This is a genomic window from Rhodococcus baikonurensis (assembly GCF_040489275.1).
Taxonomy (GTDB): domain Bacteria; phylum Actinomycetota; class Actinomycetes; order Mycobacteriales; family Mycobacteriaceae; genus Rhodococcus_F; species Rhodococcus_F baikonurensis.
The window spans coordinates 113,613-125,143 of sequence record NZ_JBEUOQ010000005.1 but is presented as its reverse complement, the minus strand read 5'-3'; the positions used below and the strand labels follow the sequence as shown (position 1 = coordinate 125,143).

Annotated in this window: 12 protein-coding genes; 7 read left to right on the top strand and 5 right to left on the bottom strand. The window is 63.5% G+C overall.

Translation table 11 applies throughout. From position 1 onward, the window contains the following. Window positions 1-36 precede the first annotated feature (36 nt). Window positions 37-630 carry an Rv3235 family protein gene (locus ABWI03_RS13940; protein WP_298778147.1) on the bottom strand — a complete coding sequence of 198 codons (594 nt, stop codon included), beginning with the start codon at window positions 628-630 and terminating at the stop codon, window positions 37-39. 55 nt (window positions 631-685) lie between these two features. Here ABWI03_RS13940 and ABWI03_RS13935 point away from each other — a divergent pair, with 55 nt between their 5' ends. The 6 genes from ABWI03_RS13935 to ABWI03_RS13910 all read left to right on the top strand — a co-directional run bounded on the left by ABWI03_RS13935 (window position 686) and on the right by ABWI03_RS13910 (window position 6,916). Continuing rightward, window positions 686-1,111 carry an HAD-IA family hydrolase gene (locus ABWI03_RS13935; protein WP_298778144.1) on the top strand — a complete coding sequence of 142 codons (426 nt, stop codon included), beginning with the start codon at window positions 686-688 and terminating at the stop codon, window positions 1,109-1,111. Beyond that, on the top strand, window positions 1,105-2,514 hold the full coding sequence (locus ABWI03_RS13930; protein ID WP_095969099.1) for a WS/DGAT/MGAT family O-acyltransferase: 1,410 nt from the start codon (window positions 1,105-1,107) through the stop codon (window positions 2,512-2,514). Before ABWI03_RS13935 ends, ABWI03_RS13930 begins: the two co-directional genes overlap by 7 nt. Window positions 2,515-2,537: 23 nt before the next feature. Continuing rightward, entirely contained in the window at window positions 2,538-3,038 is a 501-nt protein-coding gene (locus ABWI03_RS13925) for a DUF6912 family protein (protein ID WP_020969223.1), read from the top strand. Window positions 3,039-3,130: 92 nt separating this feature from the next. Then, a complete protein-coding gene (locus ABWI03_RS13920) occupies window positions 3,131-4,249 on the top strand; it encodes a ferredoxin reductase (protein WP_003940928.1) in 1,119 nt (372 codons plus the stop codon). A 24-nt stretch (window positions 4,250-4,273) separates the two neighbouring features. Then, window positions 4,274-5,536, top strand: a complete 1,263-nt coding sequence (locus ABWI03_RS13915; RefSeq protein WP_020907111.1) for a fatty acid desaturase family protein — start codon at window positions 4,274-4,276, stop codon at window positions 5,534-5,536. Window positions 5,537-5,674: 138 nt separating this feature from the next. Next, window positions 5,675-6,916, top strand: a complete 1,242-nt coding sequence (locus tag ABWI03_RS13910) for a fatty acid desaturase family protein (protein ID WP_003940700.1) — start codon at window positions 5,675-5,677, stop codon at window positions 6,914-6,916. Between the two features lie 100 nt (window positions 6,917-7,016). On the opposite strand, the gene rsgA is transcribed toward ABWI03_RS13910, so the two are convergent. Continuing rightward, window positions 7,017-8,054, bottom strand: coding sequence for a ribosome small subunit-dependent GTPase A (gene rsgA, locus ABWI03_RS13905; RefSeq protein ID WP_124566400.1), 1,038 nt, complete (start codon window positions 8,052-8,054; stop codon window positions 7,017-7,019). Further along, window positions 8,003-9,316, bottom strand: a complete 1,314-nt coding sequence (gene aroA, locus ABWI03_RS13900; protein ID WP_298778136.1) for a 3-phosphoshikimate 1-carboxyvinyltransferase — start codon at window positions 9,314-9,316, stop codon at window positions 8,003-8,005. Before aroA ends, rsgA begins: the two co-directional genes overlap by 52 nt. Before the next feature lie 49 nt (window positions 9,317-9,365). Between aroA and ABWI03_RS13895 the strand changes: the two genes are divergently transcribed. Then, window positions 9,366-10,118 carry an SOS response-associated peptidase gene (locus ABWI03_RS13895; RefSeq protein WP_124566398.1) on the top strand — a complete coding sequence of 251 codons (753 nt, stop codon included), beginning with the start codon at window positions 9,366-9,368 and terminating at the stop codon, window positions 10,116-10,118. A gap of 3 nt (window positions 10,119-10,121) precedes the next feature. On the opposite strand, the gene ABWI03_RS13890 is transcribed toward ABWI03_RS13895, so the two are convergent. Both ABWI03_RS13890 and ybaK read right to left on the bottom strand, forming a co-directional pair. Next, complete coding sequence (locus ABWI03_RS13890; RefSeq protein WP_298778132.1) at window positions 10,122-10,835, bottom strand: SIMPL domain-containing protein; 714 nt, start codon at window positions 10,833-10,835, stop codon at window positions 10,122-10,124. 24 nt (window positions 10,836-10,859) lie between these two features. Then, window positions 10,860-11,354, bottom strand: a complete 495-nt coding sequence (ybaK, locus tag ABWI03_RS13885; RefSeq protein ID WP_095969104.1) for a Cys-tRNA(Pro) deacylase — start codon at window positions 11,352-11,354, stop codon at window positions 10,860-10,862. Window positions 11,355-11,531: the final 177 nt, after the last annotated feature.

Genomic DNA, 11,531 nt, shown 5'->3' with positions numbered 1-11,531 from the left:
GCAACCAGCGCAGGTAGTACTCGGCAGGCTGGACGGTCACACCACGTGTAGTGCGGTGACCGTCCAGCCTGTTCCGTCTGTGCGGTCGATCCGACCCGCGACGGCAAACGTCTGCGTGCCTCGTGTGTACGTCGCACAGACTTCGGCGGTACTCTCCGACACTGCTTGAACGTGGGTGCGGTGAACAGCCGCGCCGCCCAGCTTTCGGGCCGAAAACTCCGAAGTGTAAAGTCGTGCAACAACTTCCAGGACGGACGGCGTCAACACGCCCTTGAGCTGTCGCGGATTTCGTCGTCGGTCGACGGTTTCGAGAACCAGGCGAAGCGATCGATTCCAGAAGATGTCGGCACCTGCCAAGCGCGGTTCCGGAGTGTGAGTGAACCCGGCACTGGGCGACGTTCCGTTGTGCGGCGACTTTCGCGGGCGATGCAGCATCCGGTCTGTTCGACACTGCATTCGGTCCGGCCGACACTGTGGCCGCACCAGCACGACGGTGTGTGCGTGCGGCTCGAAGTGCGGCGCCGGCTCGAGAATGATTGCGCAGTCCTGCTCCATGACATCCCCCCGGATGATCGTGCGTCCGAGATGGTCGTCTCGGACTTCGCTCCCCCGAGCGATGGTGAGAAGCATGACACGAAACGCTCGAGATGTCGCCGTGATCACCATCGCGACTTAGGGTGATGGCGTGCGGGGACTTCTGTTGGATGTCGGTGGCGTGCTGTTCGGTCCGGGATCGGATCTCGACGGTTTGAGCGCGGTCGTGCGCGCGGTGAGGGCCCGCGGAATCGTGACGGGAATCGTCAGCAACGATCCCGGCGGTGCCAATGCTCAGTGGTTGCGGGATCTCGGTGACGGGGTCTTGGTCGACGACGTGATCTTGTCCGGTGACGTCGAGATGGCGAAGCCCGGCGCCGAGATCTATCTGTTGGCGGCGAGTCGGTTAGGCGTCGATCCGGGGGAGTTCGTCTTCGTGGACGATCTCGAGGTGAACGTTCGCGCGGCGGTGGCCGTCGGGATGGTCGGGGTCCATCACGTCGGCTCGGAATCGACCATCGAGGAGTTGTCGATTCTGTTCGAGCTCGGCGAAGGAGGGGGCACGAAGCCATGGTGAACAGACTGACCACTCAGGACGCGGCCTTCTACTTCCTCGAAGCCGGGACGACGCCGATGCATGTCGGCTCGTTGGGGATTTTCCGGCAATTGCGAAACGGGATCGATCACGAGGAATTGCTTCGCCTGGTCGAAGATCGGCTCGGATCGGTTCCGCGGTACCGCCAGAGGGTTCGTGAGGTGGCGTTCGGGCTGGCCCGCCCGGTGTGGGTGGACGACTCGGATTTCGACATCACGTATCACGTCCGTCGATCGGCTCTGCCCAAGCCGGGGTCCGACGAACAGCTGATGGATCTGATCGCGCGGCTGACGTCGAGACCTCTCGACAGCACGAGACCGCTGTGGGAGATGTACCTGGTCGAGGGTCTGAGCAGAAACAGATTTGCCATCTTCACGAAGTCCCATTCGTCGTTGGTGGACGGCGAGGCGGCTCCCGAGATCAGTCAGGTGATCTTCGATCCGGAGAAGAATCGAGCGCCCGGCCCCGAAGAATTGTGGATGCCCGCCAGGCCGCCGAGCGATACCAGCTTGTTGGTCAGTGCGCTGGCGGATCTCGTGACGAGCCCGGGGGAGGGGATCGCGCGGGCGCGTGCAGCGTTCAACGACGTGACCACGTCCGTCACCGAGGCGGTGAGCGCGCTGGGAAAGCTCGCAGAAGTGGTTCGAACGGCGACGCAGGTTGCCCCGTCGAGCCCGCTCAACGCCACCATCTCCCGCAATCGACGCCTTGCGGTGGCCAAGACGTCACTCGAGGACTATCGACGCATTCGCGCGCGGTACGGGTGCGAGATCAACGACGTGATTCTGACCGTCATCGCTGGAGCGATGCGGAACTGGTTGCTCTCGCGTGGCGAGCCGGTGACCGAGGCGACCATCGTGCGGGCGATGGTGCCCATGTCGGTCTACACGGATGGCCCCGAGAGTCCCGACGTCGACGATCCGCAGGCGCCGGGACATGTTTCCTCGTTCCTCATCGACCTGCCTGTCGGTGAACCCAACGCTGTGGTTCGGCTCTCGCACGTGGCGCATGCGACGGAGGCATTCGCGCGTCAGGGTCGGCGAGTCACCGCGCAGACGATGGTGCGAATGTCCGGGTTTGCGCCGGCGACGCTGCATGCGATGAGCTCCCGTGCGGCCAGCAGTCTGTCGCAGCGAATGTTCAACTTGATGATCACCAATGCACCAGGGCCGCAGTTCCCGCTCTACCTCGGCGGAGCTCGGATGCTGGAGATGTATCCGGTGTCGCCACTGCTCAAGAATCAGACACTCAGCATTGCCCTGACGTCGTACGACGGAAATGTCTACTACGGTTTGAATGCCGACCGTGACGCGATGTCGGACGTCGACGTCGTTCGTTCGCTGATCTTCGAGTCACTCGAGGAATTGACGGATGCGAGTCGGTGACGAACGAGCATGAAGGTGGTCTCATGAGGGTGTACGTACCGGCGACGGTCGAGATTTTGCAGAAGTTGGTCGCAGATCAGGAGTTCGACCCGATGAGCCGGACGGCTTTTGCGGTTACCCCGACGTTGCGTGAGTCGTACGCGGCGGGCGACGACGACGAGTTGGCCGAGGTCGCCATGGGTGAGGCTGCGCGTGCGTCGCTGCGGCTGATCGCCGGAACCGAGGGCGACGTCACCTTCCGGCGTGCTGTCGTTGCCGCCGACGTCGACGATGCCGATGTGAAGTTGCGGCCCGATCTCGACGATTCGGTAGTCCGATTGGCAGGTCCTGTCACGATGGCTCAGGTTGCATCTGTGCATGTCGACCTCGAACAGGCAGAATCGGACATCGAGCGCGCTGCTGGCATAGTCGACGCGGCGGATCTCGGTGATGCCGATGCCGAGTTCACGCTCGGCGACGCGGAGGACCACGAGTTGGCGTGGTACGCCGCGCAGGAGTTGCCGTTCTTGCTCGACCTGCTGTAAATATGCTTACCGTCAAGTAACCTACGGTACCGTAACCTGATAACCTACGGTACCGTAGGCAGTGGGTTCGGAAGGTGAGAGGTGGAGGTCTGATGGGTCTGAAGGACTGGATCGAGGCACCGGCGGCGTCGGTAGTTCCGGCAGCGCGGTCGAAGCTCAATCTGCTTCGCGGTGCGGCGGCTCGGCTGACCACACCATTGCTTCCCGACGACTATCTGCACCTCGCAAATCCGTTGTGGTCCGCCCGCGAGCTGCGTGGTCAGATCGTCGAAGTCCGGCCCGAGACCACGGATTCGGCGACCATCGTCATCAAGCCGGGTTGGGGATTCGACTTCAACTACCAGCCGGGGCAGTACATCGGCATCGGCCTGCATATCGACGGCCGGTGGCACTGGCGGTCGTACTCACTTACTTCTCCTCCCAACTGGGAGAACAAGCGCATCTCCATCGCGGTCAAGGCCATGCCCGAGGGCTTCCTCTCGAGCCACCTCGTCAGCGGCGCGGTGCCGTCGGGAACCATCGTTCGACTCGCCACGCCGTCGGGCAACTTCGCGTTGCCTGATCCGCCGCCGGAGAAGATCCTGTTCATCACCGCGGGCAGTGGCATCACTCCGGTCATGGGCATGCTGCGGACGATGAACCGGCGCGGTCAATTGCCCGACGTCATGCACATCCACTCGGCTCCGACGGAATCCGACGTGATGTTCGCCGACGAACTCACGGCACTGCATGCAGAGCACGAGGACTTCGTGAGCCACGTTCAACTCACGCGCCGTGACGGAAAGTTCAAACTCAGTTCGCTCGACACGGTCTGCCCCGACTGGCGTGAGCGCCACACCTGGGCGTGTGGACCACTTCCGTTGCTCGACGAGCTCGAAGACGTCTGGAAGGCGGAAGGCATCGAGGATCGACTCCACATGGAGCGGTTCGCGGTGTCGCGCATCGACGCTTCGGCGGACGGCGGCACGGTCACGTTCGAGAAATCGGGTAAGACGATCACCGTCGACGGCGCGACGACCCTTCTGGAGGCCGGCGAGCAGTCCGGTGCCTTGATGCCCTTCGGTTGCCGTATGGGCATCTGCCAGACGTGTGTCGTACCTCTCGTTGCCGGCCACGCGATCGATCTACGTTCGGGTAAACAGCACGCGGAGGGTGAGCGCATTCAGACGTGCATCTCCGCTGCCGCCGGCGACTGTACGCTGGACGCATAGCTTCTAGGCACACGGAGGACCACGGTGGCCATCACCGATATCAAAGAGTTTTCGCACCTCACCGAGGCCGATGTCGAAGCTCTCGGACGTGAACTCGATCAGATTCGACTCGACATCGAAGACTCTCGTGGAATCCGGGACGCCCGATACATTCGTCGCGTCATTCGCGTCCAGCGGGCGTTGGAGCTCGGCGGGCGTATCGCGCTGTTCGGCAGTCGGTACCGACCGGCATGGCTGGTCGGTACGACCCTGCTGAGCCTGTCGAAAATCATCGAGAACATGGAACTCGGGCATAACGTCATGCACGGGCAATGGGACTGGATGAACGATCCCGAGATTCACTCCGTCTCGTGGGAGTGGGACCAGACCGGTCCTTCCGAGCACTGGAAGCGCGCCCACAACTACCAGCACCACACGTACACCAACGTCGTCGGTATGGACGAGGATCTCGGTTTCGGGATCCTGCGTATGACGCGTGACGAGCCGTGGAAGCCGATCAACCTGTTCCAGCCGATCGCCAACGTGATCTTGGCGGCCACGTTCGAGTGGGGCATCGCGCTGCACGACCTCACGGCGGCAGCCGAGTTGGAGGGCGCGGAAAAGGGACAACTGAACTCGCAGGCGAACAAAGACTTCGCGCGCAAGATCTTTCGTCAGGTGGGCAAGGACTTCATCTTGTTCCCGGCCCTGACGGGGCCGGCGTGGAAGTCGACCATGACGGCCAATGCCACCGCGAATCTCGTGCGCAACCTGTGGGCGTACGTCGTCATCTTCTGTGGCCACTTCCCGGACGGTGCCGAGAAGTTCACGGTTGCCGAATTCGAGCAGGAGACTCGTCACGAGTGGTACCTGCGCCAGATGCTCGGTAGTGCGAACTTCAATTCGGGCAAGCTCATGGGACTCATGAGCGGCAATCTGAGTTACCAGATCGAGCATCACGTGTTCCCTGATCTGCCGAGTAACCGCTATCCCGAAATCGCTGTGAAGATGCGTGCATTGTGCGAGAAGTTCGATCTCCCGTACACCACCGGTTCGCTCTTCAAGCAGTATCTTCTGGCTCTGCGCACGATCCACAAGTTGGCTTTGCCGGACAAGTGGCTGACCGCAACCTCGGACAATGCTCCGGAAACCTCTTCGGAACTACGGTTCCGCGACTCGGGATTCCGGGATGCAGCCATGGCGATGGTCGAGGACCTTCGTACGGATCCGGTCACCGGTAAGCGTCTCGGTTTGTTGACCGCACTCAAGTCGCAGGCCCGTTCCCGCATGCCGAAGCGTCGGAAGTGATATAGGTTACATCGGGAAAAACCCAACCTACGGTGCCGTAAGTTACGCTACAGTAGGTGCAGTTGATCTGAACGATTCGAATTCATGATCGTTCTGCACTTACTACTTTGCGCCTAACTCACTGCTAGGAGGCTTTCCATGGCGATTGCAGATGTCAAGGAATACGCACATCTCACGGACGCCGACATCGAGGCGCTCGGCCGCGAACTCGACGCGATCCGTCGGGACATCGAGGAGTCGCGCGGCGAGAAGGACGCGCGCTACGTGCGCAACGTCATTCGCCTGCAGCGTTCGCTCGAAATCGGGGGCCGCGCAGTGCTTTTCGCCAGCCGTCGTCGTCCGGCGTGGCTTGCCGGTGTTGGTCTGCTGACGCTCTCGAAGATCATCGAGAACATGGAACTCGGGCACAACGTGATGCACGGGCAGTGGGACTGGATGAACGACCCGGAGATCCACTCCACCTCGTGGGAGTGGGACGTCACCGGCCCGTCTGCACACTGGAAGCAGACCCACAACTACCTGCATCACAAGTACACCAACGTCCTCGGAATGGACGACGACGTCGGATACGGCCTCCTTCGCGTCACCCGCGATCAGCGCTGGAAGCCCTTCAATGCCGGCAACCTGGTCTACAACACGCTGCTTGCTCTGTTCTTCGAGTACGGCATCGCCGCTCAGCACCTCGAGCTGGGCAAGGTGGCCAAGGGCCGCGCCGACAAGGAAGAGACGCAGCGCAAGCTTCGCGAGGTCGGCGAGAAGATCGGCAAGCAGGTCCTGCGCGACTACGTCATCTACCCGGCCATCACCGGCCCGGCGTGGAAGAGCACGTTGTCGGCCAACTTCACCGCCAACACCCTGCGGAACGTGTGGACCAACGCGGTCATCTTCTGCGGTCACTTCCCGGACGGTGCCGAGAAGTTCACCAAGGAAGACATCGACAAGGAAACACAGGCTCAGTGGTACCTGCGTCAGATGCTCGGCAGCGCCAACATCGAGGGCAGCGCGCTCATGGACTTCATGACTGGCAACCTGAGCTACCAGATCGAGCATCACCTGTTCCCCGATCTGCCCAGCAACCGCTACAAGGACATCGCGGTCACGGTGCGTCAGCTCGCGGACAAGTACGACTTGCCGTACACGACGGGCCCGCTTGCCGTGCAGTACGCCAAGTCCTGGCGCACCATCGCCAAGCTGTCGCTGCCCAACAAGTACCTCAAGGACACCGTCGACAATGCGCCCGAGACGGCGTCGGAGCGGATGTTCGACGGCGAACTGACCTCAACCGTCGATCCCGTGACCGGGCGTCGCAGCGGCCTCAAGAGCGCCATCGCACGCAAGCGTAAGAGCGGAAAGCTGCGCAGCCTCCTGGGCCTTCGCTGATTTCCCGCCTGCGCTGACCAGAACAGAAGCGGCCCGACACCATTCGATGGTGTCGGGCCGCTTTGCTGTTCTCGCGCTGGGGGTCGTGCAGGGGTGTCGCTCAGTACTGATCGTTGGACTTGATCGCTTCGAGCAGTTGTCGCACCGCGACGACGCGTCGAGCTGATTTGCCCTCCAGCAGGTCGAGCTTGCATTCGGGATCCGCCGGCGGCCCCAGGTGTGTGCATCCGCGCGGGCAATCCTCGATCGCCGCGGCAAGGTCCGAGAATGCCGCCACCACATTCTCGGGTGAGATATGTGCAAGGCCGAACGAACGGATGCCGGGAGTGTCGATGACCCAGCCGCCACCGGCGAGGGGGAGCGCCACCGATTGTGTCGACGTGTGCCGGCCCTTGCCGACGCCGGACACGATGCCGACCGCTCGATTGGCATCGGGGACAAGACGATTGACCAGTGTCGACTTTCCGACGCCGGAATGCCCGATCAGGGCGGTCAGCTTGTGCTCGAGGATCTGCGTCAGTTCGTCCAGTGGATCGTCGCGACCGGCGACGACCACTTGGATGTCGAGGTCGGCGAAAGTGCTCGCGAATTCCTCGGGTGGTTCGAGGTCGCTCTTGGTCAGGCAGACGATCGGTGTCAGGCCGCCCACGTAGGCGGCGACCAGTGCGCGCTCGACGAAGCCGGTGCGCGGTGGGGGATCGGCGAGTGCCACGACGATGAGTAACTGCTGGGCGTTCGCGACGACGATGCGTTCGAAGGGATCGGTGTCGTCGGCGGTTCGGCGCAGAACCGTCGAACGCTCGGAGACCCGGACAATGCGAGCCAGAGTATCGGTTTTACCCGACAGGTCGCCGACAATGTCCACCTGATCGCCGACGACGATCGGGGTGCGGCCCAACTCGCGGGCGCGCATCGTGACGATCAGCCGGTCGGGATCACCGCCGAGGACGCAACCCCAACGGCCACGATCCTTCGACACCACCATCCCCGATTCAGCCGAGAGATGTTCGGGCCGAGTCTTCGTACGGGGGCGGGATCCGCGTCCGGGGCGTACCCGGACGTCGGACTCGTCGTACTGCCGCGGACTCAGAAGCTTGCCTTCGGCGTCGCAGTCGAACTCTCGAGCATGTCGACCCACATGTTCTCGAAGCCGGGCAGTGTCTTGGCGGTGGTTCCTACATCGTCGACCTCGACGCCGTCGACGACCAGGCCGATGATCGCGCCGGCTGTTGCCATGCGGTGGTCGGCATACGAGAGCCATTGTCCGCCATGAAGTTCCGCGGGAACGATCGTCAGGCCGTCATCGGTTTCGGTGACGGAGCCGCCGAGCTTGTTGATCTCGTCGGCGAGGGCGGCCAGACGGTCGGTCTCGTGCCCGCGCAGGTGTGCAATACCTCGTAGATGCGAGGTGCCCTCGGCGAGAGCAGCCAGGGCCGCGACGGTGGGGGTCAGCTCTCCCACGTCGTGGAGATCGATGTCGATGCCGCGCAGTTTCTCCGGGCCGCGAACGGTCAGCACACCATCGGCGAGAGTGACGTCGGCGCCCATCGAGGCGAGGATCCCGCGGATCGCGTCGCCGGGTTGCGTGGTCGACGACGGCCACATCGGAACGCTGACGGTTCCGCCGGTCACTGCGGCAGCGGCCAGGAACGGTGTGGCGTTGGAGAGATCGGGTTCGATCGCCCAGTCCACGGCGCGCACCGGCCCCGGTGCCACACGCCAGGTGTCCGCGTCACCGCCCGTGGCTGGTGTCGTCACGGAAACTCCGGCTTCGCGGAGCATCTCGACGGTCATGTCGATGTGCGGCATGGACGGGACGGGCTTGCCGTCGTGGTGGACGGTGACACCCTCTTCGAAGGCAGCAGCCGAGAGGAGGAGACCGGAGACGAACTGCGACGAACCGGATGCGTCGATGGTGACCGTCCCGCCGCGTAGGGATCCGGTTCCGGTGACGGTGAACGGGAGTGCGTCACCCTCGATGTGTGCGCCGAGACCGCGGAGGGCTTCCAAGATGGTGCCGAGCGGTCGTGTGCGTGCCTGCTCGTCGCCGTCGAAGCGAACGATGCCGTCGGCCATCGCGGCGAGCGGCGGCAGGAAGCGCATCACGGTGCCTGCCAGGCCGCAGTCGACCTCGCCGCCGCGCAGGGGCCCAGGGGTGATGTGAAGCGTGGTCGGATCGCCGGCTTCCTCGACGCCGATGCCGAGGTCACGCAGAGCTGCGATCATCAGGTCGGCGTCACGGCTGCGGAGTGCACCGGTGATCGTGGACGGGCCATCCGCAAGTGCGGCAAGAATCAGAGCTCGATTGGTGATGGACTTGGATCCGGGCAGCGTCACCACTGCATCGACGGGTGCTTGGGCCCTCGGGGCGCTCCACAGACTCAGACTCACATGGTCCATCTTCTCTCATCGGTGGGGGAATGGTCGAAACCGTGCCACCCTGGGTGTCATGTGCGGAAGGTATGCGACCACAGCTGACCCGGCCACCCTGGCGGTGGAACTCGATGCGCTCGACGAGACCGACCACTCGGCGCCCGTCGAAGCCGACTACAACGTGGCCCCGACGACCGAGGTGTTGACCGTCGTCGAACGCCACGATCGGGAAAACCCCGACAGCGATCCGACCAAGAGGATTCGGCGGATGCGCTGGGGACTGGTCCCGTCGTGGACCAAGGAACTGGGCAAAGGCCCGGTCCTGTTCAACGCCCGTGCCGATTCGCTGGCGGAGAAGCCGGCCTTTCGGACCGCCTTCAAGTTCAAGCGTTGCCTGGTCCCCATGGACGGGTGGTACGAGTGGCAGACCGAGGCCACCGGCGGGAAGAAGGCAGCGAAGATTCCCTACTACATGCACCCCGACGACGGATCACGGCTGTTCATGGCGGGTGTGTGGTCTGCCTGGCGGGACCCGAGGGTCGAGAACGCGAGCCCCGTCCTGAGCTGCTCGATCGTCACAGTCGACTCTCTCGGTCACCTCGAGCAGGTTCACGACCGCATGCCCCTCGCCCTGCCTCGCGACCGCTGGGAGCCATGGCTCGATCCCGACAACACCGTCGATTCGGCCCTGCTCGAGCCGGTACCGGATCTCTTCGAACGAATCGACGTCGATCGAGTCCGGCCGCTGGTCAACAGTGTCAAGAACAACGGACACGAGTTGATCGAGCCGGACGTCGACCGTGCCGGCGAGCAGATCAGCCTGCTCTAGCAGTCAGCCGAGAGCCCAGGTAACGGTCACTTCGAACGAGACCTGCTGGGTTCCCGGGGCGAGAACCATGTCGGACATCGAGGCGTCGGGAGCGCGCATGGTCTGACCGCCACTCGTGTCGTGCGCCTCGGTGATGGTCACGACGTTCTCGAGCGAAGTGCCGGACAGATCCGCGTACTGCTCGGCACGGTTCTTCGCGTCCTCGAAAGCTCGGGTGCGAGCGTCGGCCAGAAGCTGAGAGTCGTCGTCGATGGCGAAGGCGACGTTGCCGAGCCGTGCCGCGTTTCCGCCCGCCGCGATGCCGGCGTCCAGGACAGAAGAGGCCTTGTCGAGATCGCGGACGACGATCCGTACCGAGTTGGTTGCCCGGTAGCCGGTCACGTTGCCGCCGATGAACGGTCCACCACTCGCGTCGTACTGCGGCTGGACGGACAGATCGCTTGTCTGTACGTCCTCGGGGGCCACGCCGGCGGCGACTATCGCGTCGATCATCTGACGGGCCTTGTCATTCGACTCCGAGACCGCTCCCGATACATCCGGGGCAACCACCTCGATACCGATGTCGGCATTGAGGATGTCCGGCGCTCCGCGGATCTGCCCTGATCCGACTACCGTGACTTCCTTGGCGGCATTGTCCGAACTCCCGCAGGCCGTCAGCGAGACGGTGAGGGCTGCCGCTGCAGCGGTCAGTGCCAGAGTTTTCAGGTGTGGTCGCATGGTGAGACCGTAGCGACCGGATACTCAGCCCGCCGTGATTTGCGCCGTGACCGCGCCACTCAACTGCACGAGGTCCGTCGGAGCCAGCTCGATCTCGAGCCCGCGTCGACCGGCGCTGCAGAGAATGCGGTCCCAGTCGAGCGCCGACGCATCGATCACGGTCGGCAGTTTCTTGCGCTGGCCGAGCGGTGAGATACCGCCGAAGACGTAGCCGCTCGAGCGCTCGGCTTCGACGCGATCGGCCATGACTGCTTTGCTCGCACCGAGGGCAGCGGCTGCAGCCTTGAGCGAGAGCTTGTCCGGGACCGGCAGAACCGCGACGGCGAGCTTGCCGGTGTCGAGTTTGACTACCAGGGTCTTGAAGATCTGGGCAGCCTCGACGCCTGTCGACTCGGCCAGCGCGTCCACGGCTTCGTCGCCGAACGATTCGGCGCGAGGATCGTGGTCGTAGCTGTGGACTCGGTGCGGTGTCTTCGACTTGTCGAGAAGTACGGTCGCAGGGGTCGCAGTTCCGGCCATGAGGACACCCTATGCGGATCGCCGACAGGTGCATCCGACCAGGCCGGGAACAGAGTCGCAGACTCCCGTGTTGGTACCAGTTGATGAAACTTGTCCCGAGAAGCGAAGGAGCGACCGTGCTGGCTGTGTGTGAGCCACCACCGGCCCGTGGGTCGGATCTTCAGTTGGCGGTAACCT